This window comes from Sphingopyxis sp. (genome assembly GCF_050725655.1).
Lineage (GTDB): Bacteria > Pseudomonadota > Alphaproteobacteria > Sphingomonadales > Sphingomonadaceae > Sphingopyxis.
The window spans coordinates 1-13849 of record NZ_JBOHHT010000106.1; the positions used below are offsets into that span (position 1 = coordinate 1).

Annotated in this window: 14 protein-coding genes; 9 read left to right on the top strand and 5 right to left on the bottom strand. The window is 64.3% G+C overall.

The window, feature by feature from the left end; translation table 11 throughout:
* Positions 1–82: 82 nt before the first annotated feature.
* Both lptG and lptF read right to left on the bottom strand, forming a co-directional pair.
* Entirely contained in the window at positions 83–1183 is a 1101-nt protein-coding gene (gene lptG, locus ACREBX_RS15980; RefSeq protein ID WP_431562726.1) for an LPS export ABC transporter permease LptG, read from the bottom strand.
* On the bottom strand, positions 1183–2391 hold the full coding sequence (lptF, locus tag ACREBX_RS15985) for an LPS export ABC transporter permease LptF (protein WP_431562727.1): 1209 nt from the start codon (positions 2389–2391) through the stop codon (positions 1183–1185). Before lptF ends, lptG begins: the two co-directional genes overlap by 1 nt.
* Positions 2392–2524: 133 nt before the next feature.
* On the opposite strand from lptF, the gene ACREBX_RS15990 reads away from it, so the two are divergent.
* The 3 genes from ACREBX_RS15990 to ACREBX_RS16000 are packed head-to-tail and all read left to right on the top strand — an operon-like array spanning position 2525 to position 4917.
* Positions 2525–3040 (top strand): DUF2141 domain-containing protein, encoded by a 516-nt coding sequence (locus ACREBX_RS15990; protein ID WP_431562728.1) that lies wholly within the window; start codon positions 2525–2527, stop codon positions 3038–3040.
* 17 nt (positions 3041–3057) lie between these two features.
* Positions 3058–4032, top strand: a complete 975-nt coding sequence (locus ACREBX_RS15995; protein WP_431562729.1) for a diacylglycerol/lipid kinase family protein — start codon at positions 3058–3060, stop codon at positions 4030–4032.
* A 9-nt stretch (positions 4033–4041) separates the two neighbouring features.
* Complete coding sequence (locus ACREBX_RS16000; protein WP_431562730.1) at positions 4042–4917, top strand: hypothetical protein; 876 nt, start codon at positions 4042–4044, stop codon at positions 4915–4917.
* Positions 4918–4951: 34 nt separating this feature from the next.
* Here the strand turns inward: ACREBX_RS16000 and ACREBX_RS16005 are convergent, their stop codons facing one another.
* The 3 genes from ACREBX_RS16005 to ACREBX_RS16015 form a co-directional block, all read right to left on the bottom strand.
* Positions 4952–6913: an ATP-binding protein gene (locus ACREBX_RS16005; RefSeq protein WP_431562731.1), complete on the bottom strand. Its 1962-nt coding sequence runs from the start codon at positions 6911–6913 to the stop codon at positions 4952–4954.
* A 113-nt stretch (positions 6914–7026) separates the two neighbouring features.
* The gene (gene spt, locus ACREBX_RS16010; RefSeq protein WP_431562732.1) at positions 7027–8229 is read right to left on the bottom strand and encodes a serine palmitoyltransferase; all 1203 of its coding nucleotides are present in this window, start codon (positions 8227–8229) and stop codon (positions 7027–7029) included.
* A 6-nt stretch (positions 8230–8235) separates the two neighbouring features.
* Complete coding sequence (locus ACREBX_RS16015) at positions 8236–8472, bottom strand: acyl carrier protein (protein WP_431562733.1); 237 nt, start codon at positions 8470–8472, stop codon at positions 8236–8238.
* A gap of 150 nt (positions 8473–8622) precedes the next feature.
* On the opposite strand from ACREBX_RS16015, the gene ACREBX_RS16020 reads away from it, so the two are divergent.
* From ACREBX_RS16020 to groL, 6 genes are all read left to right on the top strand, one after another.
* Positions 8623–9195 (top strand): Pycsar system effector family protein, encoded by a 573-nt coding sequence (locus tag ACREBX_RS16020; protein ID WP_431562734.1) that lies wholly within the window; start codon positions 8623–8625, stop codon positions 9193–9195.
* Between the two features lie 24 nt (positions 9196–9219).
* The gene (locus ACREBX_RS16025; RefSeq protein WP_431562735.1) at positions 9220–9594 is read left to right on the top strand and encodes a toll/interleukin-1 receptor domain-containing protein; all 375 of its coding nucleotides are present in this window, start codon (positions 9220–9222) and stop codon (positions 9592–9594) included.
* Positions 9533–9964 (top strand): hypothetical protein, encoded by a 432-nt coding sequence (locus ACREBX_RS16030; protein WP_431562736.1) that lies wholly within the window; start codon positions 9533–9535, stop codon positions 9962–9964. The genes ACREBX_RS16025 and ACREBX_RS16030 overlap by 62 nt, the downstream gene beginning before the upstream one ends.
* Positions 9965–10073: 109 nt before the next feature.
* Positions 10074–11471 carry an MATE family efflux transporter gene (locus ACREBX_RS16035; RefSeq protein WP_431562737.1) on the top strand — a complete coding sequence of 466 codons (1398 nt, stop codon included), beginning with the start codon at positions 10074–10076 and terminating at the stop codon, positions 11469–11471.
* A 132-nt stretch (positions 11472–11603) separates the two neighbouring features.
* Positions 11604–11891, top strand: coding sequence for a co-chaperone GroES (gene groES, locus ACREBX_RS16040; protein WP_037514464.1), 288 nt, complete (start codon positions 11604–11606; stop codon positions 11889–11891).
* 63 nt (positions 11892–11954) lie between these two features.
* Positions 11955–13598: a chaperonin GroEL gene (gene groL / locus ACREBX_RS16045; protein ID WP_431562738.1), complete on the top strand. Its 1644-nt coding sequence runs from the start codon at positions 11955–11957 to the stop codon at positions 13596–13598.
* The last annotated feature ends 251 nt before the right edge of the window (positions 13599–13849 follow it).

The following is a 13849-nucleotide window of genomic DNA, read 5'->3' on the forward strand; positions in this document are numbered from 1 at the left end:
CGCTGCCCACCCCCGACCCCTCCCGCCTGCGGGAGGGGAGATCAAACGTCCGCAACCGGTCGTTAGCGGACGTCCGCTGCGCCTATTCCTCGGTCCGGATCAAAATCATCTCGCCGATCAGCGCAAACAGGATGAACGGCCCCCACGCGGCAAGAAAGGGCGAATAGGCGCCCAAATCGCCCATCGCGAGCGCGAAATTGTCGGCGACGAAATAGGCGAAGCCGAGCCCCATGCCGATGATCGCGCGGATGAAGAGCTTGCCCGATCGCGCGAGCCCGAACGCCGCGACCGCGCCGAGCAGCGGCATCAATATCGCCGACAGCGGCCCCGAAATCTTGTGCCACAAAACGCCCTTCAGCGCATCGACCGGCCGCCCCGCGGCTTCGAGGTCGGCAATCGCGGCCTTGAGCTTCAGGAAGGGCAGTTCGTCGCCATCGACCTGCGCCAGCGTGAACTGGTCGGGGCGGACATCCTTCGCCGCGACGATCGTGCCGAGCGGTTCGAGCGTGCCCGAGCGGCGCATGAAACGCCGCGCATTGGTCAATTCCCAGCCGCCGGTCGCGAGCGCGCGTGCGCTGTCGGCCGACAGCATCGACGACAGCACCCCGCCGGTGCGCTCATAGATCGTCACATAGCCGAGGACGATCACCGGGCTGCTGGTATCGACCGTCGCCGCGTTGATCAGGTCGTCGCCGTCGCGGACCCATATGTTGGTGCGTATGCCGCTGTCCTTGGGGACTCTCTTATATTCGACCTTTTGCCAGGCGCCGAGCGCGGCGGTCGAGCGCGTGACGATGCGCTCGTTAAAGGCAAAGCTGATCCCCGCGACGAGCAAGGCCGCGAGGAACAAGGGCGCGAGCACCTGATGCGCCGACATGCCCGACGCCTTCATCGCGATGACCTCGCTGTTCTGGTTGAGCGTCACCATCGTCAATATGGTGCCGAGCAACACCGAAAAGGGCAGGAAGGTCTCGATGATCTGCGGCATCCGCATACCGACATAGCGCCACACGTCGGAGTCGCTGTTGCCCGCGACCGCGAGAATCTTGCCGCTCTCGCCGAGCAGGTCGAGCGTCTGGAGGATCAGCACCAGCGCGAAGAGGATCGAGAAGGAACGGACGAGAAAGAGGCGGCCGACGTAGAGCGCCATCGTCCGCGACGGGAAAAAGTGCAATTGGTGCATCAGTTGGTCCGTGGCCTGCGCTGGAACATCGTGAGCATCGCGCGAATCTTCTGTGCCGCCTTCGCCGCGACGCGCTCGAGCGCGCCGATCGGCTGGCCGCCCGGGACATGCGCGACGACATAATACATCCAGATCGCGAGTGCCGCGAACAGCAGATAGGGCACCCACAGCGCGATCAGCGGGTCGACCACTCCGCGCGCGCCCATATCTTCGGCATATTGGTTGATCTTGTGCTGGGTCACCAGCAGCACGATCGACAGGAAGACGCCGAGCGACGAGGTCGATCTTTTGGGCGGGATGGCGAGCGCGATCGCGATCAGCGGGATCAGGAACATCGACATCACTTCGACGATGCGGAAGTGGAAATTCGCGCGCGATTCGAGCCGTGTCTGCACCGACTGGCTCTGGTCCTTGCCCGCGACGAACAATTCGGGGATCGTCATTTCGCGGTCGGCGCCGCCGCGCAGGCGGAACGCCTCGATCTTGGGCAGCGGGATCGGCAGGTCGTGATTGTCGAAGGTGAGCACGCGCGGCACCGCGAATTTGGGCGATTCATGGATCAGCACGCCCTGCGACAGGCGGAGGATGATCGTGTTCGGATCGTCGGTCGCGAGGAACTGCCCGCGCGCCGCGGTCGCCGACACGCGCTGGCCGTCCTTCTGCTCGCCGCGCACAAAAATCCCGCGCAAACTGCGCCCGTCGTTATAGCTTTCCTCGATCCGCAGCGTCATGCGGTCGCCCAATTTGGTGAATTCGCCGACCTTGATCGACGCGCCGAGCGCGCCCGAGCGCAGTTCGAACTGCAGCCCTTCATAGGCATAGCGCGCGACGGGCTGGATGAAGCCGACGATCGCCAGATTGAGCGCCGCGAGCGCGATCGCATAGGCAAAAGGCACGCGCATCAGCCGCCCGAAACTCATTCCCACACCCTTCAGCACATCGAGCTCGCTCGATGTCGCAAGGCGCCGGAAAGCAAGGAGAATCCCCAGCATCAGCCCGATCGGAATGCCGAGCGAGAGATATTCGGGGATGAGGTTGGCGAGCATCCGCCACACGACGCTGACCGGCCCGCCTTCGGTGGCGACGAAATCGAACAGTCGCAGCATCTTTTCGAGCACGAGCAGCATCGCCGACAGGACCAGCGTGCCGAGCATCGGGAAGAAAATGAGCCGCGCGATGTAGCGGTCGATGGCAGGAAGCTTATTCAATCTTTGGTCGCCCCATCACCATGATTTGGCCGCAGTTGTTTCCGATATGCCGATTCAAGGGCGACAGGGACCCATGTCAGCGTGCGCTTTTGCGCTTGCTGAGATGGCTATAGCCTCTGGAGGTTTTGAGGTCATGTCGAAAATGTTTCTCGCCGGACTGCTGGCCGCCGGCGCTGCCGGAGCGCTGATCGCGCCCGTCGCGGCGCAGGGTGCCGCGCTGGGTCCGAGCGCCGCGCTGTGCAACAGCAACGCCACCGCCGTCCAGGTCGACGTGCGCGGTTTCAAACAGCGCACGGGAACCGTGCGCGTGCAGATTTACAGCGCGAACAGCAGCTATCTGGAAAAGCGCAAATGGATCGAACGCGTCGATGTGCCCGTGTCGCGCGCCGGCACCATGTCGGTCTGCGTGCCCGTGAAGCAGCAGGGCAGCTATGTCATTTCGGTGCGGCACGACATGAACGGCAACGGCAAGTCGGACCGTAGCGACGGTGCGGGCCTGTCGGGCAATCCCGACATGAAGGTCAGCGACTTCATCTTCAAGCGGAAGCCCAAATTGGCAACGGTCAGTTTTGCGGTCGGCGGCGCCACCAAGCGCGTTCCGGTCGTGCTGAACTATGTCAACGGACTGTCCTTCGATCCGGTCGAATAGAGAGACTTTGGGGATATATGGCAAGCGTCGCGCTCCTTTCGAATCCACGCTCCACGGGCAACCGCTCGCTGTTGCCGCGGGTTCGCGAATATTGCGCGGCGCACCCCGACATCTTTCACTATGAGGTCGAGGACGTCGACCAGATCGAAAAGGCCATTCGCACGATGGCGATGGTCGGCCCGCGCGTCGTCGTGATCAACGGCGGCGACGGCACGGTCCAGGCCGCGCTGACCGAAATTTATTCGGGCGACCATTTCGGCGGCTCGCCGCCGCCGGTCGCGGTGCTTCCCAACGGCAAGACCAATTTGATCGCGCTCGACCTCGGTGCCGAGGGCGATCCGATCAAGGCGCTGGAGCGCGTGCTCGAACTCGTCGAGAGCGGCCGGCTCGAGGATCATGTGATCGAACGCCAGCTGATCTCGCTCGACAGCGGCGGTGAAGCGCGGCCGGTGCTCGGCATGTTCCTCGGCGGCGCCTATCTTGCCGACGTGATGCTCTATTGCCGCAACCGCATCTACCCGCTCGGCCTGCCGAACGGGATTTCGCATTTCCTCGCGGCGATCCTCGGGCTGTTCGCGATCATCTTCGGGATCGGCGGCGGCCGCCTGCCGCCCAAGCCCGAAAACATGACCGTGTCGCTGATTCGTCAGGGCGAGTTCAAAGGCAAATTCTCGCTGTTGATCGTCACCACGCTGGAAAAATTGCTGCTCAGCATCCGCACGAGCGACGGCGGCGGCACCAACGGGCATATGAAATTGCTCGCGACCGACAGCAATGTCGGCGCGATGTTCCGCATGCTCGGCGCGACCTGGCGCGGGACGTTGGGGCAAAAGCCGCTCGACGGCGTGCATTTCCAGCAGGGCGACGAGATCCGCATCGAGGGCGAGCGGTCGAACGTGATCCTCGACGGCGAAATCTTCCAGGCCAAGCACGGCATGCCGATCATCCTGACCTCGACGCAGCCGGTTCCGTTCCTGCGCCTCGCCGCCTGAGCGCCCCCCGTGCCTGACCAGTCCGTGTCCGACCTGATCGATCTGGTCCGCGCCGAACTGGCGACCCCCGTCGACCCGCGTGCCGCCGCGATGGCAGCGGCGATCGCCGCCCAATATTCCGGCAGCGCGCGCGCGGTGCTTTTTTACGGCAGCTGCCTGCGCGAGAGCGAGCTCGACGGGCTGATGCTCGATTTCTACCTGATCGTGTCGGACTATAGCGACGCCTATCCCAAACGCTGGATGGCGGCAGCCAACAGCCTGATCCCGCCCAACGTCTTCCCGTTCCAGTCGGGCGGGCTGATCGCCAAATATGCGGTGCTCAGCGAAGCCGATTTCGACCGCCTGAACGGCGCGGAGACGCGCAACGTGTCGGTGTGGGCGCGTTTTGCTCAGCCGTCGCGGCTGGTCTGGGCGGTCGACGATACCGCGCGCGACCGGGCGGTCGCGGCCGTGGCGCGTGCGGCGCCCACGTTGCTCGCCGCGGCGGGCCGGGTCGATGGCGAAGCGCCGCTCGACTGGTGGCGGCGCGCCTTTTCGCTCACATATTCGGTCGAACTGCGCGCCGAGCGCACGAACCGCGCGCAGTCGGTGGTCGACGCCGATGCCGAACGCTATGCGCGGTTCAGCCTTCCCGCGATTGCCGCGATCTCGGCCGATGCCCGCGGCGGCGGCTGGGCACGCCGGCGGCTGGAGGGCAAGGCGCTCAGCATTGCGCGGCTCGCGAAGGCCAGCCTGACCTATGCGGGCGGGATCGATTATCTGGCGTGGAAGATCAATCGCCACGCGGGGACGAAGATCGAGATCAAGCCGTGGCAGCGCCGCTGGCCGCTCGTCGCGGCGCTGACGCTGGTCCTGCGCCTGATGAAGAGCGGCGCGATCCGCTAAGCATTTTCACTCGGAAAATGCGACAAACGAAAAATCAACTCGCCAATCTTTGGCCTTCGGTCGGCCGCGGGTGACCGGATCGCCGGATCGCCTGGTCGAGCGCGGCGAGGGTGAAGGGTTTGCGCAGCACGTCATGGTCGCCGAAACTGGCGATCTCGCTCGCATCGCCGGCGTAGCCCGTCACGAACAGTACCGGCAGGTCGGGCCAGCGCTGTTTCAGCTGCGCGATCATTTCGGGGCCGGTGAGCTTGGGCATCAGCACGTCGGTCAAAATCAGGTCGAAACCGCTTCGTCCCTCTGCCAGCTGCCCTTCGACCAGCGTTTCGGCTTCGAGCGGGTTGCCGCACGCGACCGCGGTATGGCCGAGCTCGCCGACCGCCTCGACCGTCGCGGCAAGGACGCGCTGGTCGTCTTCGACCACCAGGATGTTCAGCGCGTGGTCGGGCAATGACGGGTGGGCCACGTCGCCAGGCGCCGTATCGGTCGCGGCGTCGAGCCCCGATGTGCCGGCGGGCAGCAGCATCGCGACGCTGGTGCCTTCGCCCTCGGTCGACGAAATCTGAACCTCGCCCCCCGACTGGCGGCAGAAGGCGAAGACCTGGCTCATGCCAAGGCCGGTGCCCTGGCCCGCGGGCTTGGTCGTATAAAAGGGATCGAAGACGCGCTCGAGCACCTCGGGCGACATGCCGCAGCCGGTGTCGATCACCTGCACCGCCAGCGCCCGGCCTTCGCCGTCGTCGAGCGTCTGGATCGTCAGCGATCCATGACCGTTCATCGCGTCGCGCGCGTTGACCGCGAGGTTGAGCAGCGCATTTTCGAATTGCTGGCGATCGACCCAGCAGGCGCGGCCCGCCGCCTGCAGGTCGAGCGTCAATGCGATCCGGTCGCCGATCGTGCGTTCGATCAGCTCGGCAAAGCTCGTGATGCACTCGTCGACCGCCATCATCTCGGGTCGCGCAGGCTCGGACCGGGCAAAGGTCAGCAGTCGGCGGGTCAGGTCGGCGGCGCGATTGGCGCCGTCGAGCGCGTTGGCGAGGTGGCGTGACGCCTTTTCGGGGGACCGCTGCGCCAGTTCGAGTCCGCCGACGACGACGGCCAGCATATTGTTGAAATCATGCGCGATGCCGCCGGTCAGCTGACCGACCGCCTCCATCTTTTGCGCCTGGCGCAATTGGGCTTCGGCGGCTTCGCGCTCGATCATTTCGTTGCGCAGCGCGTCGTTCGCGTGCGCGAGTTCGGCGGTTCGGTCTTCGACCGCCGCTTCGAGCTGCGCGGCGCGGTCGCTTTCGATCAACTGCTCGTTCCGCGCGAGCCGCCGTTCGCCTTCGGCGCGGATCAAAGAGAAGGTCGTGCCGATCGCGATGACCGCCGCGCCCGCGCCGAGGAGCGAAAAGAGCAGGATCGCCTGGTTGAGATTGGCGCGATCGGCGATCGCGAGCCGGTTCCGCTCGCGCAGCAAGGTGCGTTCGTTGGCGATAATCGCCGTCAGCAGCTTGTCGATCTGGCTGAGTCCCTGACCCTGCCCGGCGGCATAATATTTGGAAATGGCGGCGACGGTCTGGTTGTAGTTCGCACTCAGCGCGGCGTCGCCGAGCTGCGCGCCGCGGATGTCCATTTCGTGCGTCAGCTGTTCGACCAGTTCCATCTGTTTCGGGTTGTCGCGGACGTTGCGTTGCAGTTGCGCCATAAACTGCCGCGCGCGCGCCCACTGATACTCATAGACGCGTCCGTCGGATTTCTGCAGCCCGACCGCGAAGCGGCCGAGCGCGGCCTCGGCGCGCGCGATCGCGGCATCGACCGAGCGCGTCTGCGAAATCACCTCCATGCTCTGCGTCTGCCAGCCGAGCGAGCGATCGTAATTGTCGTTGGCGCGTGCAAGCAGCACAAGCAGCGCCCCGACCACACCGGTCAGGATCGCTCCGAGGACGATCGTCGACCAGAAGCGAATACGCTCCCGCCGGCCGTCGTTTTCGCTGTCGCCATCCCGCTCGAACACGTGCGTCTCTTACCGGACAAGCGCGGCGCCGCAAAGCACCGAAGGCCCCGCTGCCTTGACGCGGCTTCAACTCGCCCCGAAAAGGAATCCGCTGGTCGGCGGATGATGTCGGTTCAGCCGATAATGCCGACGCGCTGGCCCGCGCGTTCGAACCGCCCGAGGATCTCGCCGACCTGGTCGATCGTGTGTTCGGCACACAGCGAACAGCGCAGCAAGGTCATGCCCGCGGGGGTCGCAGGCGGGCGGGCGAGGTTGACGTAAAGCCCTTCCTCGAGCAGCGCTTCCCACATCATTGCGCCGCGTTCGAGGTCAGGCATGATCACCGCGATGATCGCCGACTGCGGCTCTTCGGTGCCAAGCGTGAAGCCGAGGTTGCGCAATCCCTTGTGCAGCACCTTCGAATTTTCCCATAGGTGCGCGCGCTTGTTCGACCCGTGCATCAGCTTGCGGATGCTCGTCGCGGCGGTCGCGACGACGCTCGGCGGCAACGAGGCGGTGAAGACGTACGGGCGGCAGACAAGCCGCAATATCTCGAACTTCGGATGGTTCGACACGCAGAAACCGCCGACGGTGCCGACGCTCTTCGAAAAGGTGCCGATGATGAAATCGACATCGTCGATCACGCCCTGCGCCTCGGCGACGCCGCGGCCGTTTTCGCCGATGAAGCCCATCGAATGCGCCTCGTCGACCAGCACCATCGCGCCATTTTCCTTGGAGACGCGGATCATCTCTTTCAGCGGTGCGACGTCGCCGAGCATCGAATAGACGCCTTCGAGTACGACGAGCTTGCCAGCGTCCGGGGGCAGGCGCTTCAGCCGCTTTTCGAGTGCCTCGACGTCATTGTGGCGAAAGGCGACGATTTCGGCATTGCCCATCGCGCAGCCGTCATAGATCGACGCATGGCTGTCGATGTCGAGGATGACATAGTCGCCCTTGCCGGCGATGGTGCTGATGATGCCGAGGTTCGCCTGGTATCCGGTTGAAAACACCATGGCATGATCCATGGCGTAAAATTCCTTGAGCGCCTCTTCGCACTCCTTGTGTCCCTGATAGGTGCCGTTGAGCACGCGGCTGCCGGTGGTGCCGCTGCCGAACTTGTCGAGCGCGTCCTTGCCCGCGGCGATGACATCCTCGTCGAAGGTCATGCCCATATAATTATAGGTGCCGAGCAGGATCGTCTCGCGCCCGTTGCAGATCGCGACGGTCGGCGAGAGCACCTTTTCCATCACCAGATTATACGGATCGGTGACCCCGGTCGCGAGCAGATCTTCGCGCTGCTGGATCAGCGGGTCGAATTTGGAAAAGAGATCGGTCATTGCCCGTCAGCCCTGCAGTTTCTCGACCGCGGCGACCAGCTGGCCGACCGTTTCGATTTCGGCCTGCATGTTCATGCTGATGATGATGTCGAACATGTCCTCGACCTCGGCGACGAAGTCCATCACCGTCAGGCTGTCCCATTCGAGGTCGCCGGCAAAGGTAGTGGCGTCGCTCAGTTCGACGCCCTTCTTGTTGAACGGGCCGATCAGGCCGAAAATCTGGTCGGTGAGGGCGGTGCTCATGTGGTGCGTCCCATAGTGGATAAAGTTGCGTGCGGCATGCCGCGAAGCCTTCCGATTGGCAAGCGAATGCGGCGGGAACAGGGCAGCATCTTGCCGCTGGCGGGACTTCATGCCATCCCTGTGGCGGGTCGCCAGCAGGGGCAGCTTGGCATGGACAGCACAGAATCAAAGACATCGCAGGGCCGGCCGGCGATTTCCTTCCCGCCGAACGCGGTGCACCTCGTGCGCACCAACCAGCAGATCACGATGCAATTGTCGCAGATGGCCGATCAAAAGGCGTCGATCCTGATGGGCGCGACCTTTGTCGTCTTCACGCTCGCGATCGGACAGGCGCGCTCGGGCGGCGGCGCGCTGGCGATGCCGCTCGCGATCCTCGCGACCTTCTCCTTCCTGTCGGCGCTGCTCGCGGTGTCGGCGGTGCTGCCGCGCGTCGGCAAGGCGCCGCCCGTCGTCTACAAGGACGGCAAGGATCACAGCAACATCCTCTTCTTCGGCCGCTTCGAGCAGATGGAAGAGGATGAATTCATCGCCGCGGTGAAGGCGCGCCTGCGCACCGAGGAAGATCTGTACGAGACGATGCTGCGCGATACTTACCAGAATGGCGTCGTCCTCGCGCGGCGCAAATATCGCTATCTCGCTTATGCCTACCGTCTGTTCGTCGTCGGGCTGACGCTGACTTTCATCGCCTTCGCCTATGAAATGATACTGCTCTGGAGCCAATGACGCGATGAAGCATTGGATGAGGCGATGACCGATGTCTTCATCAGCTACAAACGCGAAGAGCGCGGACGCTGCGTCGCCATATATAATGCGCTCATCGACCTGAAACTGTCGGTCTGGTTCGACGCGCATATCGAACCGGGTACGGATTTCGACCGCGAAATCGAGCGCGAGGTACGTGGTGCCGGGACGGTACTCGTCCTGTGGTCCGCGCTCGCCGCCGACAGCGACTGGATTCGCCGACGCGCCGCGGCCGATACCGGCGGCGATCGATGTCGCGCCGGTCCGGCCCGGGACTATTTCCGCCTTCGTTCGCCGCCACCGGCTGGTGGGTTTGGGAATGATCGGCGCCGCGCTGCTGCTTTGGGCGGCTTCGGCCTATTGGCCCGGCCAGCCGGTTGATGCTCCGGCGGCCGACGTCGCATCGGCGCCAGCGGTCGCAATGCCGTCGGGGCCGCCTCCGGCGGTGGTTTCCGACATCACCGAAGCCTTTGTTCCAAAGGAGCTGGGTTCGGCGGTGTGCAATACCGGGCCCTATCCGATCGCTTTCGACAGCGACATGGCGGCGATCACGCCCGATGCGCGTGCGACGCTCGACATGCTGGGCAAGGTGGCGCGCGATTGCGGCGGCGGGATCGAAATCGCCGGGCCGAGCGACCGGATGACCGCGGTCGTGCAGAATTATCTGGAAAGCCGCGGCGTCGCGCCGCGGAATGTCACGCGCCGGACGTCGGGCGCGATGGGCTCGTCGGTCGAAATTACCCTGCGCTGACGCCATGGCGCGCATGGCTGTTGCCTTTCTGCCACCCTCGCCAGCAAATGACCCGCCGGCGCCGAGCCGCACTTGAACGGTAACATTCGTGCGCCTATCCGGGCCGGCTATGCTGCAGCAGGCCACCCCATTGACCGCGGAAACACCGCAGGGTCTTCGCGCCGAATTTCGCGCGACGCTGGCGCTTGCCGTGCCGCTGGCGGCGGCGAACCTGCTGCAAATGCTCGTCCACGCGATCGACGTGATCTTCGTTGCGCGGCTCGGCGACGCGGCGCTTGCCGCTTCCTCGCTCGGCGTCGCGATCTTCGGCCTCCTGCTCTGGACCGGCTCCGGCCTCATCGGTGCATCGGCGCCGCTGATCGCGGCCGAGCTCGGGCGCCGCAAGCATGCGGTGCGCGAGGTGCGACGGACGGTGCGCATGGCGCTGTGGCTCAGCGCGCTGGTTTCGCTCCTCTTCATGGGCATCTGCGCGGCGGGCGGGCCGATCATGCTCGCCACGGGGCAGCCGGCCGAAACATCGGAGCGCGCCGCGGGCTTCCTGCTGATCCTGATGTGGGGCATGTTCCCGATGATCGCGGCGGCGGTGCTGCGCATCTTCGTCTCGGCGCTCGGGAGGCCGACGATCGCGACCGCGATCACCTTCGGCGCGCTGTTCGTCAATGCGCTCGGCAACTGGATCCTCGTCTTCGGCCACCTCGGCATGCCCGCGCTCGGCTTCCACGGCTCGGCAATATCGAGCGTGACGACCAGCTTCCTCATGCTGCTCGCCTATGTCGTCGTCATCCAGAGCGACCGGCGGCTGCGGCGCTATCATCTGTTCGGAAATTGGTGGCGGTCCGAATGGACGCGCTTTTTCGATATGCTGCGCATCGGCACGCCGATCAGCCTGACCATTCTGGCCGAGGCGGGATTGTTCACCGGCGCCGCTTTCCTGATGGGCCGCATCGGCGAGACCGAACTGGCCGGGCACACGATCGCACTGCAGGTCGCGGCGCTTGCCTTCCAGATCCCCTTTGGCGTCGCGCAGGCGGCGACGATCCGCGTCGGCCTTGCCTATGGCGCGCGCGATCATAGTGGTATCGCGCATGCGGGGCAGGCGTCGCTGGTGCTCGGCATCGGCTTCATGGGGCTGACCGCGCTCATCATGTGGCTTTTCCCGTCGCTCGTGCTGTCGATCTATGTCGACGTCGATGCCGCGCGCAACGCCGCGCTCGTCGGCTTCGCGATGCAGTTCCTTGTCGTCGCGGCCGCCTTCCAGCTGTTCGATGGCGCGCAGGCGGTGGCCGCGGGTGTGCTGCGCGGATTGCAGGATACCCGCACGCCGATGATCATCGCGATCTGCGGTTACTGGATCGCGGGTTATGGCACCGCCATCTATCTCGGCTTCTGGACCCCGCTCGCCGGAGTCGGCGTGTGGATCGGGCTGGCGGTCGGGCTGATCGTGGTCTCGGCGGTGCTGCTGCTGCGCTGGCGGATGCGCGGCCGCTTGGGCCTGCTTCCGGCCTGACGCAAAAACTTCGCGAGAATCTTGTACCCCGGCGCTTGACGCCTATCTGACTCCCACCCATATGGCCGACTGTTAGCACTCGCATCCTGTGAGTGCTAAAACGACATCCATTGCACCTTTGGAGGGATATCCATGCAATTTCGTCCGCTGCACGACCGTGTGCTTGTTCGCCGTATCGAAGCCGAAGAAAAGACCGCTGGCGGCATCATCATCCCCGACACCGCCAAGGAAAAGCCGCAGGAAGGCGAAGTCGTCTCCGTCGGCACCGGCACCCGCGCCGATGATGGCAAGGTGACCCCGCTCGACGTCAAGGCGGGCGACCGCATCCTGTTCGGCAAATGGTCGGGCACCGAAGTCAAGGTCGACGGCGAAGAGCTGCTGATCATGAAGGAATCGGACATCCTCGGCGTCATCGCCTGAGCGATTTCATCAAATCACGAGTAAAGTTGCGCAGTTTTCTGCGCCTTTGAAAGGAATAAGCACATGGCTGCTAAAGACGTAAAATTCAGCCGCGACGCGCGTGAGCGCATCATGCGCGGCGTCGACATCCTCGCCGACGCGGTAAAGGTCACGCTCGGCCCCAAAGGCCGCAACGTCGTGCTCGACAAGAGCTTCGGTGCGCCCCGCATCACCAAGGACGGCGTCACCGTCGCCAAGGAAATCGAACTCAAGGACAAGTTCGAGAATATGGGCGCCCAGATGCTGCGCGAAGTCGCATCGAAGGCGAACGACAAGGCCGGCGACGGCACCACCACCGCGACCGTTCTCGCCCAGGCGATCGTGCGCGAAGGCATGAAGTCGGTTGCCGCCGGCATGAACCCGATGGACCTGAAGCGCGGCATCGACCTTGCGGTCACCAAGGTCGTCGAAACGATCAAGGCGCAGTCGAAGCCCGTTTCGGGCACGGCTGAAATCGCCCAGGTCGGCATCATCTCGGCCAATGGCGACACCGAAGTCGGCGAGAAGATCGCCGAAGCGATGGAAAAGGTCGGCAAGGAAGGCGTGATCACCGTCGAGGAAGCCAAGGGCCTCGATTTCGAACTCGACGTCGTCGAAGGCATGCAGTTCGACCGCGGTTACCTGAGCCCCTATTTCATCACCAACCCGGAAAAGATGCTCGTCGAGCTGGCCGATCCGTACATCCTCATCTTCGAAAAGAAGCTGTCGAACCTGCAGGCGATGCTGCCGATCCTCGAAGCCGTGGTTCAGTCGGGTCGTCCGCTCCTGATCATCGCCGAGGACATCGAAGGCGAAGCGCTCGCAACGCTGGTGGTCAACCGCCTGCGCGGCGGCCTGAAGGTCGCGGCCGTCAAGGCACCGGGCTTCGGCGATCGCCGCAAGGCGATGCTGCAGGACATCGCGATCCTCACCGCCGGTGAAATGATCAGCGAAGACCTGGGCATCAAGCTGGAAAGCGTCACGCTGGCCATGCTCGGCCAGGCCAAGCGCGTCACCATCGACAAGGACAATACCACGATCGTCGACGGTGCCGGTGAACATGATACGATCAAGGGCCGCGTCGAACAGATCCGTGCGCAGATCGAAACGACGACCAGCGACTATGACAAGGAAAAGCTGCAGGAACGTCTGGCGAAACTCGCCGGCGGTGTTGCGGTCATCAAGGTCGGCGGCGCTTCGGAAGTCGAAGTGAAGGAACGCAAGGATCGCGTCGATGACGCGCTGCATGCGACCCGCGCTGCGGTCGAAGAAGGCATCGTCCCCGGCGGCGGTACGGCTCTGCTGTATGCCACCAAGGCTCTCGATGGCATGTCGGGCATTAACGAAGACCAGACCCGCGGCATCGACATCATCCGCAAGGCGCTGCAGGCTCCGGTTCGCCAGATCGCCGAAAACGCCGGCTTCGACGGCGGTGTCGTCGCGGGCAAGCTGTTCGATCAAAAGGACAGCAACTTCGGCTTCAACGCTTCGACCGACGTCTATGAAGACCTGGTCAAGGCCGGTGTCATCGACCCGACCAAGGTTGTCCGCATCGCGTTGCAGGACGCCGCCTCGGTTGCCGGTTTGCTGATCACCACCGAAGCCGGCATCGCCGAATCGCCTGAAGACAAGCCCGCCATGCCCATGGGCGGCGGCGGCATGGGCGGCATGGGCGGTATGGACTTCTAAGTCCGAACCGTTCGGCGCTCAGCCAATTAAAAGAGGGCCGGGGGAGAAATCCTCTGGCCCTTTTCTTTGCGCTTTCCCTTCCTCGTCACCCCGGACTTGATCGGCGATTATCCCCTTGCGACATGTAAGCGGCTGTTCCCCGGCGAAGGCCGGGGTCCAGAGCGTTGGAAAGCCACGGTTGCCCGATGACGCCCTAGGCCGTGTTGGGAGTCACGTGCCTCCCAACACCCTTCGCCGGGGAACAGCTACAT

Coding starts and splice junctions, on each gene's coding strand:
- ACREBX_RS15990 (WP_431562728.1), top strand. CDS start 2,525: ATGTCGAAAATGTTTCTCGCCGGACTGCTGGCCGCCGGCGCTGCCGGA.
- ACREBX_RS16020 (WP_431562734.1), top strand. CDS start 8,623: ATGGACAGCACAGAATCAAAGACATCGCAGGGCCGGCCGGCGATTTCC.
- groL (WP_431562738.1), top strand. CDS start 11,955: ATGGCTGCTAAAGACGTAAAATTCAGCCGCGACGCGCGTGAGCGCATC.
- ACREBX_RS16035 (WP_431562737.1), top strand. CDS start 10,074: ATGCTGCAGCAGGCCACCCCATTGACCGCGGAAACACCGCAGGGTCTT.
- ACREBX_RS16025 (WP_431562735.1), top strand. CDS start 9,220: ATGACCGATGTCTTCATCAGCTACAAACGCGAAGAGCGCGGACGCTGC.
- ACREBX_RS16015 (WP_431562733.1), bottom strand. CDS start 8,472: ATGAGCACCGCCCTCACCGACCAGATTTTCGGCCTGATCGGCCCGTTC.
- spt (WP_431562732.1), bottom strand. CDS start 8,229: ATGACCGATCTCTTTTCCAAATTCGACCCGCTGATCCAGCAGCGCGAA.
- lptG (WP_431562726.1), bottom strand. CDS start 1,183: ATGCACCAATTGCACTTTTTCCCGTCGCGGACGATGGCGCTCTACGTC.
- ACREBX_RS16030 (WP_431562736.1), top strand. CDS start 9,533: ATGATCGGCGCCGCGCTGCTGCTTTGGGCGGCTTCGGCCTATTGGCCC.
- ACREBX_RS15995 (WP_431562729.1), top strand. CDS start 3,058: ATGGCAAGCGTCGCGCTCCTTTCGAATCCACGCTCCACGGGCAACCGC.
- groES (WP_037514464.1), top strand. CDS start 11,604: ATGCAATTTCGTCCGCTGCACGACCGTGTGCTTGTTCGCCGTATCGAA.